Source organism: Streptomyces sp. NPDC057900 (genome assembly GCF_042887885.1).
Taxonomy (GTDB): domain Bacteria; phylum Actinomycetota; class Actinomycetes; order Streptomycetales; family Streptomycetaceae; genus Streptomyces.
Map to the genome: position 1 here is coordinate 1 of NZ_JBHVOI010000026.1, position 13,582 is coordinate 13,582.

A 13,582-nucleotide genomic window follows, 5' to 3' on the forward strand; every position below is an offset into this window, starting at 1 on the left:
GGCGGAGCCGGGCCCGGTCGGGCCCGGCTCCGCCGTGTTGGCTCAAACCCGACGTTCGGTGGGTGATTCCGGGGCGGTGAGTCCCAGCAGGCTCCGCACCTGCGCATACTTCGCGGCCAGCCGGGTACGGGTCGCCGGGTCCAGGACCGCGAGGCGGGCCGGGTCCGCGTTGTGCGCGAGGTCGGACTCCTTGACCAGCAGTGCGCCCGGGGTCTCCAGGATGCGGCGGGCGTACGCCGGAAGCTCCTCGCCCTCCCGCTTGGAGACGGCCAGGACCATGTCCTTGACCTGCTGCGGCAGCGCGGCCCCGGCCAGCCAGCGCTCGGACAGCGCGTCGTCCTCGACCGCGTCGTGCAGCCAGGCCGCGGCGATCTGCTCGTCGCTGCCGCCCCTGGCCCGTACGCCCCGCGCGACGGCCGCGAGGTGTTCGGCGTACGGGCGGCCCGCCTTGTCGCGCTGTCCCTCATGCGCCGCACGGGCGATGCGCTCGACTTCGGCCAGGGTCAGGTGTGCGCGGGGTGCCGTCATGGCCCGACTCTACGGACGTCCCTCGGCCCGGCCCAGGGCGGCGCGGGCCGGCACCAGTGCGGCGGCCAGGCCGAGCCCCACTGTGGCGGCCAGGAACGATCCGTACAACGCGGGCGGGATGTAGGGGGATTCGCCGGTCAGGCCCCGCATCATCGGGGTGAGCGTGGCCAGCGCGATGGCCGTGCCGAGCGCGGCCCCGGCCACGGTGACCAGCAGGGCCTCCCAGCGGATCATGCCCATGACCTGGCGGCGGGTGGTGCCGACGAGCCTGAGCATGGTCAGCTCCCTGCGGCGGTCCAGGACGGTCATCACCAGCGTGTTGACCGCCGCGACGGCGGCGAATCCGCCGAGGACCGCGGCCATGACCGTGTTGGCCCAGGCGTTCAGCTCACGGTCCCGGCTCTGCGCGGTGGCGTAACCGGAGGGCTCTGTGACGGTGCCGAGTGCGGCGAGCCGTGCCGCGCCCGCCGGGGTCGCCCGTACGAGTACGTCCGACGCGTACGGCGAGGTGACATGGGTCCGCAGATCGGCGGAGGGGAGAGTGACGAGGGCGGTGCCCAGGCCCCTTCCGTAGACCGCGACGATCTTCGGCGACGCCTTGGTGCCGTCCGGCAGGCGCAGCGCGAGGCGGTCGCCGGTGTGCAGCTTCGCCGAGCCGGCCAGCGTGGTGTCGATGGCTGCGGTGCCGGGGGCCAGGGCGTCGAGCGATCCGGTGCGGACGTCGAGGTCCTGGACGGCCGCGAGTTCACGGCCGGATCCGATGACCCCCTGCGCCGGGGCGTTCTCCAGCCAGGTGTCCCCGCCCGATCCGGCGGGGACCAGCACGGAGGTGCGGAGCAGTCCGACGGCGGTGGAGACTCCCGGGGTCGCGGCGGCGCGTTCGGTGGCGTCGGAGGCGAGACCGGCCGGCGCGGAGACGATGTGGCCCGCGGTGACGGCGGCACGCTGCTGGTGCTCGATCGCCCGGTCCTCGCTGGTGTGCATGAAGACGAGCGTCGAGGAGAAGGCCATGGCGAGCACGATCGGCGTGATCGCGGAGGCCATCCGGCGGGAGTTGGCGCGGGAGTTGGCCGCGGCCAGCGAGGCGGAGGGGCCGCCGGCCCGCAGCGGGAGGCCGAGGACCGAGGCGCAGATCCGGGCGATCAGCGGGCCGAGCAGTCCGACCGCGAGCATGAAGAGCATGACCACACCGAGTGCGGCGTTGGCCGCGTCGTCGCCGGTCTGCGAGGCGGCGACGCCCGCGAGGACGCCGCCACCGGCCAGCGCGGCGATCCCCAGGGGCGTGCGGATCCAGCCGAACGGCGGTCGTTCCACGGCGGACTGGGCGAGCGCGAGGCCCGGCTTCGTCTTCGACGGGCGGCGCGCGGCGGCGTAGCCGGCGCACAGCGCGGTGAGCATCGTGGCGGCGACGGCGATCGTCAGCGGCAGCCAGGAGATCCGCAGCCCGACGTCGTCCGGGACGGCGCCCTTCGCCTTGAGCTGTCCGAACCACCAGGCGGCCAGGGCGATTCCGGGCAGGCAGCCGAGCGCACCGGCGAGCGGTGCGACGAGCAGGGATTCGGTGGCGATGCTGCGGCGCAGCTGGCGCGGGGTGGCCCCGATCGCGCGCAGCAGGGCGAATTCGCGGCTGCGCTGGCCGACGGAGAGGGCGACCGTACCGGCGGCGGTGAAGACGGCGACCATGGTGGCGACGCCGCCGAAGGAGCCGCCGAGCCCGATGAGGAGCTCCCTGGCGTCCGCGAGGCCCGGGTCCTCGACCGCGCCCCGGTCGTCACCGGTGCCGACCTTGACGCCCGGGGTGTGGCCGAGGGCGTCGGAGACCTGGCGGGCGAGGGCGGCCGGGTCGGCGCCGTCGGCGGCGAGTACGGCGATGGCGTCGACCCGGCCGGGGTGACCGGAGAGCGCCACGGCCTCGCGGTCCGTGAACCAGACGGTGGCGTCGGCGTCGGTGGTGCCGGAGACCCGGAACTCCTTCGGGCCCGCCGGGGTGTCCAGCGTGACGCGGTCACCGGTCCGGGCCCAGCCGGGGCCGGCCGGGACGACGACCTCGCCGGTGCGCGGCGCGTCGCCGGACGCGAGCCGGGTGCCGGTGAGCGCGGCGGAGCCCCAACCGTGCGCGGTGAGGGGCCCGGAGCCCTGGCCCGCCGCGGAGCCGGCCCCGTTCCGGTGCACCGGGTAGCCGACGTCGCCGATCGCGGCCGTGGCGCCGGGGGCGGCGGCGGCCCTGGTGACCAGGGCGGCGGGGAGCCGGGCGGTGTCCGGCAGCGCGCTGGACTCCTCGTGCCGGTCGTCCCCGCTGCCGACGGTCAGCCGGGCCTGCTGGTCCGCGGCGACGATCACCGGCGCCTTCGCGTAGCGGTCGGGCGGTACGGACGCGCGCAGGCCGGTCTCCAGCAGGATCCCGCAGGCGGAGACGATGGCCGCGGCCAGCAGGAGGGCGACGAAGGTGCCCGCGAACGACGCGGGCCTGAAGCGTACGGCCGCGCGGGCAAGGCCGTTCGGGGTGAACATCAGGCGGCGGCCCTTGCGTGCTCGGGGGCGGTCCGCGCGGTCAGCGCGGTCATCCGGGCGGCGATCCGGTCGGCGCCGGACCGGGGCAGCCGGTCCGCGATCTCGCCGTCGGCGAGGAAGAGCACGTGGTCCGCGTAGGCGGCGGCGGCCGGATCGTGGGTGACCATCACGACGGTCGCGCCGAGGGTGTCGACCGCGTGCCTGAGCAGCTGGAGGATCTCGGCGGCGGTGGTGGTGTCGAGGGCGCCGGTCGGCTCGTCGGCGAAGATCACGTCGGGCCGGGTGACCAGGGCGCGGGCGACGGCGACGCGCTGCTGCTGGCCGCCGGAGAGCTGGCCGGGGCGCCGGTTCCCCTTGTCGCCGAGGCCGACCCGGTTGAGCATCTCGGCGGCCTCGCGGCGGCTGCGGGCGGAGCCGGTGCGCTGTCCGGCCAGCCGCATGGGCAGGACGACGTTCTGCTCGACCGTGAGGGACGGGAGCAGGTTGAACGCCTGGAAGACGAAGCCGAGCCGGCTGCGGCGCAGTTCGGTGAGCTTGTTCTCGTTCATGCCGGTGATCTCCGTGCCGCCGAGGCTGACCGATCCCGCGGTGGGGCGGTCGAGCCCGGCCGCGCACTGGAGGAACGTCGACTTGCCGGAACCGGAGGGGCCCATCACCGCGGTGAAGCTGCCCCTGGGCAGGGCGAGGTCGATGCCGCGCAGGGCGTGGACGGCCGATCCGCCCCGGCCGTACTGCCTGCGGACACCGCGCAGTTCGACGGCAGGGTCCGTGGGCACGGGGCCCGCGTAGGTGTGCGCCGTGCGGGCCTCGTGTGCCGCCCGCACGCTCTCCCGCGCTCCCTGCCTGGTGCGCCGAAGCCCCATGGTGTCCGCCTTCCGTAGCCATTCGTGATCGATACCTCGAACGTACGGATCCGCAGGGGGCCGGGGCCATGACGGCGGCTGGCGGATCGGGGGTGGGGAAAACCCCAGGGAGTCCGGTCGGGACGCCTGTCGGGACGCCTGTCGGGACGCCCGGTCGGGGTGGTGATACTTGCAACGTCAATCATTCGGTAAACTAATTACTGACGATTCCTTGACGTTCTCTTGACCAAGCGAAGGACTGGGCTCATCGGACACGCAGACACGCTCATCGCCATGGGCGGCGCCTTCCTCGCCGCCGCCGTTCTCGCCCGCGTCGGCAGCCGCATCGGGCTGCCGACCATCCCCCTGTTCATCCTGGCCGGGATCCTGCTCGGCCCGCACACCCCCGGCATCGTCCTGGTCGCGGACCCGCACGACCTGGAGATGCTCTCCGCGCTCGGCCTGGTGCTGCTGCTCTTCTACCTCGGGCTGGAGTTCCACCTCGACGACCTCAAGGCGGGCGGGCGCAGGATGGCGCTGGCCGGTGGCGCCTATCTCGCCCTGAACGTCGGCGCCGGGCTCGGCTTCGGCTTCGCGCTGGGCTGGGGCACGTCGGAGGCGCTGGTGCTGGCCGGGGTGCTCGGCATCTCGTCGTCGGCCATCGTCACCAAGGTCCTGGTCGACCTGGGCCGGATCGGCAATCCGGAGACCAAGCCGATCCTCGGCATCATCGTCGTGGAGGACGTGTTCCTCGCGCTGTACCTGGCCGCCCTCCAGCCCATCCTCTCGGGCGCCGACAGCCTCGCGGCGGCGGCGGTCGACGGCGGAAAGGCCTTCGGCTTCCTGCTGGCGCTGGCACTGGCCGCCCGGTTCGGCACCAGGCTCATCAGCAAGCTGATCAACACCAAGGACGACGAACTCCTCGTCATCTCCTTCCTCGGCGCGGCGGTCCTGGTGGCCGGCATCTCGGAGTGGTTCGGGGTCGCGGACGCCATCGGCGCCTTCATGGTGGGCCTGATGCTCGGCAGCACGTCCTCCGGTGAGCGCATCCTCAAACTGGTCCACCCGCTGCGGGACGCCTTCGGCGCGATCTTCTTCTTCGCCTTCGGCCTCTCCATCAACCCCGGCGACCTACCGGTCGTGCTGTGGGCGGTGCTGGCCGCCGTCGCGGTGACCCTCGCCATGAACGTCCTCGCGGGGATCGCCACCGCCAAGCTGTACGGGTTCGGCCCGCAGGCCACCGCGAACATCTCCACCACCCTGGTGGCGCGCGGCGAGTTCGCGCTGATCCTCGCCACGATGGCGGCGGGCGCCGGGCTCGACGAGCGGCTCGCACCGTTCATCGCCGGATACGTGCTCGTCCTCGCGGTCCTGGCCCCGCTGGTGGCCGGACGGTCGCACTGGCTGGCCAGAATCCTGCCGGGCGGACGAGATATCGCGCTCACCCCGATCCGGTGACGAGCCGGAAGCCGTTGACGTACGCCCGGTTCGGGCCGGTTGCGTACGGTTCAGGACTTGCGTGACAGCAGGAGCAGTGCCCGGTCGTCGTTGACGTCCTTGGCACACGCCTCGATGAGGTGCCAGGCGGCACCCTCGAAGCCCGTCGAGACATAGCGGTCGGCCTCGCCGGTCAGCCGGTCGATGCCCTCCGCCATGTCCCGTTCGGACGTCTCCACCAGTCCGTCGGTGAACAGCATCAGTACGTCCCCGGGGGCCAGCGAGCCCTTCACGGCGTCGAACTGCGCCCCGTCGTACACCCCGAGCAGGGGCCCCTCCGCGGCCATCTCCTCCCACCGGCCGCTGCCGGCGTGCAGCTGGAGGGCGGGCGGATGGCCGGCCGAGAGGAGTTCGTAGTCGCCGGATTCGAGGTCCAGGACCAGGTGGATCGAGGTCGCGAAGCCCTCGTCCCAGTCCTGGCGCAGCAGATAGCCGTTGGCCGCGGGCAGGAAGCCGTGCGGCGGCAGCGATCCGAGGAGCCCGCCGAAGGCGCCGGACAGCAGCAGCGCGCGGGAGCCCGCGTCCATGCCCTTGCCGGAGACGTCGGTGAGGACGGCCTCCAGGGTGCGGCCGCCGTTGGTACGGGCCGCGACGACGAAGTCACCGGAGAAGGACTGCCCACCCGCCGGGCGCAGCGACATCTCCCGGTGCCAGCCCTGCGGGAGCCGGGGCAGCGCGCTCTGCACCCTGATGCGTTCGCGCAGGTCGAAGAGCATCGTGCCGCCGCGCCGCCACGGCACGCCGACCCTGGCCCTGAACTGGGCGAGCACCAGCCCGAAGAAGCCGCAGGCCGCGACCGTCAGCACGGTTCCCGGGGTGACCCCGACCGTGCCGTCCTTGAACGGGCCGAGCCGCACCGACTCGACGATCAGGGCCGCCGCGGCGGCCGCGTACAGGCCGAGCAGGCTGGCGGGGCGCAGCACCAGGCCGCCCGCGACGATCGGCAGGACGAGCGCGGTCGGCGAGCACCACACCGGGTTCAGCAGGGTGCCGCAGGTGATGGCCGGGATGATCAGCAACAGCGCGGCCAGGGCGATCCAGTCGGAGCCGTCGCCGCGGAAGTAGTCGACGCCGGATCTGCGCAGCGTGCTGCGCACCCGGTGCGCCGATTTCCGCAATCGGGCCGGGTAGGTCTCTGCTCCTGCGCGTCGGGCCATTGCGGGGACTTTATCCACCCGACGGCCTCCGGTGCAGGGGGACCCCTGTGACAATGCGTTCGAAATCGGGTCGCCTGTCCGTCGCGCCCCTGGTAGGCATGCCATATGACTACAGAGCTCCGCGTATTGCGGCCGTCCGAATGGAACGAATGGTTCGAGTGCCTGGAGCTCGCCTTCGGAGGGGTGGCGGAGCCGCCCGAGCAGCGCGAGCTTGAGGAGTCGCTGACCGAGCACGAGCGGTCGCTCGGGGTCTGGGACGGCTCCGATGTCGTCGCCACGTCGGGGGCGTTCAGCTTCCGGCTGGCCGTTCCGGGCGGCGCGCTGGTGCCGGCCGCGGGCGTGACGATGGTCAGCGTCGCGGCCACCCACCGCAGGCGCGGACTGCTGACCTCGATGATGCGCCGGCAGCTCGACGACGTACGGGCGCTGGGTGAGCCGGTCGCCGTGCTCACGGCGTCGGAGCCGGTGATCTACGGCCGGTACGGGTACGGGGCGGCGACCCGCCAGATGTCCCTGACGATCGACACCGACCGGGTACGGCTGAACGTCCCGGCGGGCACGGACGGGGTCCGGCTGCGGCACGCGAAGAAGGACGAGGCGGTCGCGGCCTGCGAGAGCGTGTACGCGCGTCTGGTGCCGGGCCGCCCCGGCACCCCGGCCCACGCTCCGGGCTGGGAGCGCAAGTCGCTCGTGGATCCGGTGAGTTCGCGGGAGGGCGGCTCCCCGTTGCAGTGCGTGCTGGCCGAGCGGGACGGCGAAGTGGTGGGTTACACCACGTACCACATCAAACCGGACTGGGACACGGCCGGGCCCAAGGGCCGGATCGTGGTGAGCGATCTGGCGGCGCTGGATCCGGCGGGGTACGCGGCGCTGTGGCGGTTCCTCTTCGGGATCGACCTGACGTCGACCGTCGAGGCGCGGAACCGGCCGGTGGACGACGCGGTGCTGCACCTGGTCTCGGACGTGCGGCGGTGCGGGATCCAGATCCGGGACTCGCTCCATGTGCGGCTGGTGGACGTGGGCGCGGCGCTGGAGGCCCGGAGCTACCGGTCGCCGGTGGACGTGGTGTTCGAGGTCGAGGACGCGTTCTGCCCCTGGAACGCGGGGCGTTGGCGGCTGACGGCCGACGCGAAGGGCGGCGCTTCGTGCAAGCGCACCGAGGACCCGGCGGATCTGGCGCTCTCGGTGCGGGAGTTGGGGACGGCGTACCTGGGCGGCGAATCGCTGGGCGCGCTGGCCCTGGCCGGGCGGGTACGGGAGATGCGGACGGGGGCGCTCGCGGAGGCGTCCTCGGCGTTCCTGTCCGACGTGGCGCCGTGGCTGCCCCGGGGCTTCTAGCCCACCGGGCGGGCCGTGTTCAGCGGGACTGGCACTCCGGGCACCAGAACAGGTTCCGGGCCGCCAGTTCCGCCACCCGGATCTCCGTGCCGCAGACGTGGCAGGACTGGCGCGCGCGCCGGTAGACGTACACCTCGCCGCCGTGGTCGTCCACCCTCGGCGGGCGGCCCATCGCCTCCGGCAGGTGTTCGGGGCGGACCGTGTCGATGCGGTTGTCGCGCACGCCCTCGCGCATCAGCTCGCCCAGGTCCGTCCAGATCGCGTCCCACTCGCGGCGGGTGAGGTCCCGGCCCGCCCGGTACGGGTCGATGCCGTGCCGGAACAGCACCTCCGCGCGGTACACGTTGCCGACGCCCGCGATGACCTTCTGGTCCATCAGCAGGGCGGCCACGGTGATCCGGCTCCGGGAGATCCGCAGCCAGGCGCGCTCGCCGTCCTCGTCGGAGCGCAGCGGGTCGGGGCCGAGCCGGTCGTGTATCGACTGCTTCTCGGCGTCGGTGATCAGCGCGCACGTGGTGGGGCCGCGCAGGTCCGCGTGGTGCTCGTCGTTGAGGAGGCGGAGCCGGACCGTGTCCGTGGGCGGCGGGGCCGGCACCGTACCGAATCCGAGCTTGCCGAACAGGCCGAGGTGGATGTGGACCCAGCCGGTCCCCCGGAAGCCGAGGAAGAGGTGCTTTCCGTGCGCGTCCGCGCCTTCGAGCACCCGGCCGTCGAGCAGCGCGGCGCTGTCGGAGAACTTGCCCTGCGGGCTGCTCACCCGCACCGGCCGGCCGGCGAACCTGTCCCGGTGGTCGTCCGCGAGGCGGTGGATCGTGTGGCCCTCGGGCACGGCGGCGGCGCTCCTGGGTGAGGCGGTGGTGCGGGACATGGCTGTGCCGCCGGGGGCTCCGGCGGCACAGCGGGGTGGTGCGGCGGTCAGCCCTGCTGCGGGTGGTGGGCCGGGACCGGGGGGAGCTCGCCGGTGTTCTCGTACGCCGTGAGCATCGCGATGCGGCGGCTGTGCCGCTCCTCGCCGGAGTACGGAGTAGCCAGGAAGATCTCGACGAACTTGGTGCACTCCTCCTCGGTGTGCATCCGGCCGCCGATGGAGATCACGTTGGCGTCGTTGTGCTCGCGGCCCAGTGCGGCGGTCTGCTCGCTCCAGGCGAGTGCGGCGCGGACGCCCTTGACCTTGTTCGCGGCCATCTGCTCGCCGTTGCCGGAGCCGCCGATGACGATCCCGAGGCTGTCGGGGTCCGCGGCCGTCTTCTCGGCGGCACGCAGGCAGAACGGCGGATAGTCGTCCTGGGCGTCGTAGATGTGGGGGCCGCAGTCGACGGCCTCGTGGCCCTGGGCCTTGAGCCACTCGACGAGGTGGTTCTTGAGTTCGTAACCGGCATGGTCGGATCCGAGGTACACGCGCATGGGAGGAGTGTGGCACGAGCTTCGCCGGGTAACCGACGACGGGGTGCGGTGTGGCCCCGATGTGCGGACCCTGTGTGTGCGAAGCCGCTGAAGCGATGATCGTGTCAACGATGCGGATGTAGGGGTTCCGATTTCGGGGTTCACCGGGCTTCAATGCAACGCTCGCCGCTCACCACCGTGCCGCGGCGGGCACGCAACGAGTGATCCGAAAACGTGAGGATTCGATCCATGACGTCGCAGACGACTCTGGCCGGACCGGGCCAACAGCCCGAGGGGCCGGACCGGGCGGGCCCGGAGGACGGGCTCCAGGCCGGTCTCAAGAACCGTCACCTCTCGATGATCGCCATCGGCGGCGTGATCGGCGCGGGCCTCTTCGTGGGGTCGGGCGCGGGCATCGCCGCCGCCGGACCGGCCATCCTGCTGTCGTACGCGCTGGTCGGCCTGATGGTCGTCTTCGTGATGCGGATGCTCGGTGAGATGGCCGCCGCCCGTCCGGCCTCCGGCTCCTTCTCCGCCTACGCCGACCAGGCGCTGGGTCGCTGGGCCGGTTTCTCGATCGGCTGGCTCTACTGGTTCTTCTGGGTCGTGGTGCTCGCCGTCGAGGCCACGGCGGGTGCCAAGATCCTGGAGAACTGGGTGCCGGGCGTCCCGCAGTGGGCCTGGGCGCTGATCGTCATGCTGGTGCTGACCGCGACGAACCTGGTCTCGGTCGGCTCGTACGGGGAGTTCGAGTTCTGGTTCGCCGGGATCAAGGTCGTCGCGATCGGCGCCTTCGTGATCATCGGGCTGCTCGCCGTCTTCGGTGTGCTGCCGGGTTCGGACAACGCCGGCTCGGGGCTGGCCCATCTCACCGACACCGGCGGCTTCTTCCCCAAGGGGCCCGGCGCCATCCTCACCGGGGTGCTGATGGTGGTCTTCTCCTTCATGGGCAGCGAGATCGTGACGCTGGCGGCCGGTGAGTCGGAGAACCCGCAGCGCGCCGTCCAGAAGGCCACCAACAGCGTGATCTGGCGGATCGCCGTCTTCTACCTGGGCTCGATCTTCGTCGTGCTGACCCTGCTGCCGTGGAACGACGCCTCGATCATGGAGAAGGGCAGCTACGTCGCCGCGCTCGACTCGATCGGCATCCCGCACGCCGGACAGGTGATGGACGTCATCGTGCTGACGGCCGTGCTGTCCTGCCTCAACTCCGGTCTCTACACGGCGTCCCGGATGGCCTTCTCGCTCGGCGGCCGCGGTGACGCCCCGAAGGCGTTCGCCCGGACCAACAAGCGGGGCGTGCCGCAGGTGGCCATCCTGTCCTCCGTCGTCTTCGGCTTCGTCGCCGTCTTCTTCAACTACCAGTGGCCGGACACCGTCTTCGCGTTCCTGCTGAACTCCTCCGGGGCGGTCGCCCTGTTCGTCTGGCTGGTCATCTGCTTCACCCAGCTGCGGATGCGCGGCATCATCCTGCGCGAGGCGCCCGAGAAGCTGGTCGTACGGATGTGGCTCTTCCCGTATCTGACCTGGGCGACCATCGCGATGATCTCGTTCGTGCTGGTCTACATGCTGACCGATGACGCGGGACGCGAGCAGGTGCTGCTCTCGCTGCTGGTCGCGGTCCTGGTGGTGGCCGTCTCGCTGGTGCGCGAGGTGCGCGAGCGCCGCGACGGCGCCCCGGCGGAGAAGTCCGCCGGCTGAGCGTCCGCCGAACGGCTCCGCGCCCGGCCGTACGGTGCCCGGACACAGAAGAGGCTCGCCGGTCTGTTGTCGCGTTCGCGACCCGGCGAGCCTCTTCCGTGGTGCGTACGGAAGCGGTGATGTCAGCCGCGACGGCCGATGAGCTTCCAGGACGCGGGCAGCGCGCCCATCGCGAGCGCCGCCTTCAGCGCGTCGCCGAGCAGGAACGGCGTCAGGCCGGCCGCGATCGCGGCGCTCGCCGACATGCCGGTGGACAGCGCCAGGTAGGGCACGCCGACCGAGTAGATGATGGCCGAGCCGAGCACCATGGTGCCCGCCGTGCGCAGCACCGAGCGGTCGCCACCGCGGCGGGCCAGGCCGCCCACCACGGTCGCGGCGAGCAGCATGCCGAGCACGTAACCGAACGAGGCACCGCCCGGGCCGGAGCTGCCGGCCGAGAACCACGGCATGCCGGCCATGCCGACGAGCGCGTACACGGCGAGCGCGAGGAAGCCGCGGCGGGCGCCGAGCGCGGTGCCGACCAGGAGCGCGGCGAAGGTCTGGCCGGTGACCGGGACCGGCGAGCCGGGGACCGGCACGGCGATCTGGGCGGCTATGCCGGTGAGCGCGGCGCCGCCGAGCACCAGGGCGGTGTCCACGGCGTAGCGGTGCCGGGCGGCGGGCAGCAGGTCGGCGAGGACCGCTCCGGTACGGACGGGGGCGGCGGCAGCAGTACTCATCGGGACTCCGCGTGGTGAGGGCAGGTGGGTGGAGGGCTGAGCCTGACGCTATCCGACGGAGCGTTGCTCGATCACCATCAGCGGCCCACAAAGCGGCGGTTGAGGCGTTGGTGGGATTCGCACAAAGCGCGGCACACAATCGCCCCTGGACGTGATGCTCATCACTGAGGTCGGAGCGGATCAACCGCTCGTCGGCGGGGAGGTGCGCGGGGAGCCGACTGTCGACTCCCTCTAAACAGCGGACCCGTGACGGAACCTCGGCGCCGGGCCGCCGCACGCCGTGCGGTGCATGCCCTGTGTGAGCATGGTGCCCGTATAGCGGACGTCCGTTCCGCCTGAGCGGGACCCGCGTCCAGACTGGGACGCGTCCCCCCGTCTCACCGACCGAACAGAGTTCGTCCATGCCCCGGACCACCGTGCCTCCCCCCACCGGCACCCCGGCCGCCACTTCCGGCCACGGAACCGACTCGGCCCTCACCCACGGGCTCAAGCAGCGCCATCTGTCGATGATCGCCCTCGGCGGTGTCATCGGCGCCGGGCTGTTCGTCGGCTCGGGCGCGGGTATCGCCGCGGCCGGCCCCTCGATCGTCATCGCCTACGCCTGCTCAGGGCTGCTGGTCATGCTCGTGATGCGGATGCTCGGCGAGATGTCGGCGGCCAATCCGGCGTCCGGCTCCTTCTCCGTGCACGCCGAACGGGCGATCGGCCCGTGGGCGGGGTTCACGGCGGGCTGGGCGTTCTGGGTGCTGCTCTGCGTCGCCGTCGGCCTCGAAGGGATCGGTGCGGCGAAGATCGTCACCGGCTGGCTGCCGGGAACGCCGGAATGGGCCTGGGTGGCGCTGTTCATGGTGGTATTCCTGGGGACGAACCTGGCCTCCGTGACGAAGTTCGGCGAGTTCGAGTTCTGGTTCGCCGCGCTCAAGGTCGTCGCGATCACGCTGTTCCTGGTGCTGGGCGTGCTGGCGATCCTGGGCGTGCTTCCGGGCACGGACGCGCCGGGCACGGCGAACCTCAGCGGCGAGGGCGGCTTCCTGCCGAACGGCTCCGAGGGGCTGGTCATCGGACTGCTCGCCTCCGTCTTCGCGTACGGCGGTCTGGAGACCGTGACGATCGCCGCGGCCGAGTCGGAGAACCCGGTGCGGGGCGTCGCGAAGGCCGTGCGGACGGCGATGTGGCGGATCGCGCTGTTCTACGTCGGCTCGATGGCGGTCATCGTCACGCTGGTCCCGTGGGACGACCCGAAGGTCGTCTCGGTCGGCCCGTTCTACGCGGCTCTGGACCACCTCGGCATCAGCGGCGCCGCGGAGATCATGAACGTGGTCATCCTGGTGGCGCTGCTCTCCGCGATGAACGCCAACATCTACGGCGCCTCGCGCATGGCCTGCTCGCTGGTGGCCCGGGGGCAGGGCCCGAAGCGGCTCGGCCGGATCTCGTCCGGCGTGCCGCGCGGCGCGGTGCTGGTCTCCTCGGTGTTCGGCTTCCTGTGCGTGCTGCTGAGCTACTGGCGGCCCGACGACGTCTTCCCCTGGCTGCTCAACATGACCGGGGCGGTGATCCTGGTCGTCTGGATCTTCATCGCCGTCTCCCAGCTGATCCTGCGGGCCCGGCTGGAGCGCGAGGAGCCGCAGAGGCTGGTGGTCCGGATGTGGCTGTTCCCGGGCCTCACGATCGCGGCCCTGCTCGCCATGGCCGGCATCTTCGTCCTGATGCTCCGCCAGCCGGACACCCGCGACCAGCTGCTGGCGACGGGCGCGCTGACCGCGGTCCTGATCGTCATCGGCGTCGTACGACAGCGCCGCGCCGCGGCCTCTCCCCCGGCGGCTGCGGACGCGTAGCCCCGAGACGCGCAGAGCAGTCCGTCAACGCAGTCCGTGGAAGCGCCGGGCGGGCCGGATCACTCCGGCCC

General features: G+C 72.3%; 11 protein-coding genes. 4 read left to right on the forward strand and 7 right to left on the reverse strand.

Annotated elements, in window-relative coordinates; translation table 11 throughout:
- Positions 1-42: 42 nt before the first annotated feature.
- The 3 genes from ACFVQ0_RS36910 to ACFVQ0_RS36920 are packed head-to-tail and all read right to left on the reverse strand — an operon-like array spanning position 43 to position 3,902.
- Positions 43-528, reverse strand: coding sequence for an HD domain-containing protein (locus tag ACFVQ0_RS36910; protein WP_390093569.1), 486 nt, complete (start codon positions 526-528; stop codon positions 43-45).
- 9 nt (positions 529-537) lie between these two features.
- On the reverse strand, positions 538-3,039 hold the full coding sequence (locus ACFVQ0_RS36915; RefSeq protein WP_390093570.1) for an FtsX-like permease family protein: 2,502 nt from the start codon (positions 3,037-3,039) through the stop codon (positions 538-540).
- Positions 3,039-3,902: an ABC transporter ATP-binding protein gene (locus ACFVQ0_RS36920; protein ID WP_390093571.1), complete on the reverse strand. Its 864-nt coding sequence runs from the start codon at positions 3,900-3,902 to the stop codon at positions 3,039-3,041. The genes ACFVQ0_RS36915 and ACFVQ0_RS36920 overlap by 1 nt, the downstream gene beginning before the upstream one ends.
- 273 nt (positions 3,903-4,175) lie before the next feature.
- Here ACFVQ0_RS36920 and ACFVQ0_RS36925 point away from each other — a divergent pair, with 273 nt between their 5' ends.
- Positions 4,176-5,339: a cation:proton antiporter gene (locus ACFVQ0_RS36925; RefSeq protein ID WP_390093572.1), complete on the forward strand. Its 1,164-nt coding sequence runs from the start codon at positions 4,176-4,178 to the stop codon at positions 5,337-5,339.
- Positions 5,340-5,389: 50 nt separating this feature from the next.
- Here ACFVQ0_RS36925 and ACFVQ0_RS36930 read toward each other — a convergent pair whose 3' ends face one another.
- Complete coding sequence (locus ACFVQ0_RS36930; protein ID WP_073739020.1) at positions 5,390-6,535, reverse strand: PP2C family protein-serine/threonine phosphatase; 1,146 nt, start codon at positions 6,533-6,535, stop codon at positions 5,390-5,392.
- Positions 6,536-6,640: 105 nt separating this feature from the next.
- Here ACFVQ0_RS36930 and ACFVQ0_RS36935 point away from each other — a divergent pair, with 105 nt between their 5' ends.
- Positions 6,641-7,873 carry a GNAT family N-acetyltransferase gene (locus tag ACFVQ0_RS36935; RefSeq protein ID WP_390093573.1) on the forward strand — a complete coding sequence of 411 codons (1,233 nt, stop codon included), beginning with the start codon at positions 6,641-6,643 and terminating at the stop codon, positions 7,871-7,873.
- 19 nt (positions 7,874-7,892) lie between these two features.
- Here ACFVQ0_RS36935 and ACFVQ0_RS36940 read toward each other — a convergent pair whose 3' ends face one another.
- Both ACFVQ0_RS36940 and ACFVQ0_RS36945 read right to left on the reverse strand, forming a co-directional pair.
- On the reverse strand, positions 7,893-8,702 hold the full coding sequence (locus ACFVQ0_RS36940) for an Fpg/Nei family DNA glycosylase (protein WP_390093576.1): 810 nt from the start codon (positions 8,700-8,702) through the stop codon (positions 7,893-7,895).
- 86 nt (positions 8,703-8,788) lie between these two features.
- Entirely contained in the window at positions 8,789-9,277 is a 489-nt protein-coding gene (locus ACFVQ0_RS36945) for a ribose-5-phosphate isomerase (RefSeq protein WP_073739017.1), read from the reverse strand.
- Between the two features lie 228 nt (positions 9,278-9,505).
- On the opposite strand from ACFVQ0_RS36945, the gene ACFVQ0_RS36950 reads away from it, so the two are divergent.
- Entirely contained in the window at positions 9,506-10,957 is a 1,452-nt protein-coding gene (locus ACFVQ0_RS36950) for an amino acid permease (RefSeq protein ID WP_390093574.1), read from the forward strand.
- 122 nt (positions 10,958-11,079) lie between these two features.
- Here ACFVQ0_RS36950 and ACFVQ0_RS36955 read toward each other — a convergent pair whose 3' ends face one another.
- A complete protein-coding gene (locus ACFVQ0_RS36955) occupies positions 11,080-11,676 on the reverse strand; it encodes a biotin transporter BioY (RefSeq protein ID WP_073739014.1) in 597 nt (198 codons plus the stop codon).
- Between the two features lie 401 nt (positions 11,677-12,077).
- On the opposite strand from ACFVQ0_RS36955, the gene ACFVQ0_RS36960 reads away from it, so the two are divergent.
- Entirely contained in the window at positions 12,078-13,511 is a 1,434-nt protein-coding gene (locus tag ACFVQ0_RS36960; protein ID WP_390093575.1) for an amino acid permease, read from the forward strand.
- The last annotated feature ends 71 nt before the right edge of the window (positions 13,512-13,582 follow it).

What these genes read in the sequence shown, in the direction of transcription:
- ACFVQ0_RS36910 (WP_390093569.1), bottom strand. Translation starts at nt 528, where the DNA reads ATGACGGCACCCCGCGCACACCTGACCCTGGCCGAAGTCGAGCGCATC.
- ACFVQ0_RS36915 (WP_390093570.1), bottom strand. Translation starts at nt 3,039, where the DNA reads ATGTTCACCCCGAACGGCCTTGCCCGCGCGGCCGTACGCTTCAGGCCC.
- ACFVQ0_RS36920 (WP_390093571.1), bottom strand. Translation starts at nt 3,902, where the DNA reads ATGGGGCTTCGGCGCACCAGGCAGGGAGCGCGGGAGAGCGTGCGGGCG.
- ACFVQ0_RS36925 (WP_390093572.1), top strand. Translation starts at nt 4,176, where the DNA reads ATGGGCGGCGCCTTCCTCGCCGCCGCCGTTCTCGCCCGCGTCGGCAGC.
- ACFVQ0_RS36930 (WP_073739020.1), bottom strand. Translation starts at nt 6,535, where the DNA reads ATGGCCCGACGCGCAGGAGCAGAGACCTACCCGGCCCGATTGCGGAAA.
- ACFVQ0_RS36935 (WP_390093573.1), top strand. Translation starts at nt 6,641, where the DNA reads ATGACTACAGAGCTCCGCGTATTGCGGCCGTCCGAATGGAACGAATGG.
- ACFVQ0_RS36945 (WP_073739017.1), bottom strand. Translation starts at nt 9,277, where the DNA reads ATGCGCGTGTACCTCGGATCCGACCATGCCGGTTACGAACTCAAGAAC.
- ACFVQ0_RS36950 (WP_390093574.1), top strand. Translation starts at nt 9,506, where the DNA reads ATGACGTCGCAGACGACTCTGGCCGGACCGGGCCAACAGCCCGAGGGG.
- ACFVQ0_RS36955 (WP_073739014.1), bottom strand. Translation starts at nt 11,676, where the DNA reads ATGAGTACTGCTGCCGCCGCCCCCGTCCGTACCGGAGCGGTCCTCGCC.
- ACFVQ0_RS36960 (WP_390093575.1), top strand. Translation starts at nt 12,078, where the DNA reads ATGCCCCGGACCACCGTGCCTCCCCCCACCGGCACCCCGGCCGCCACT.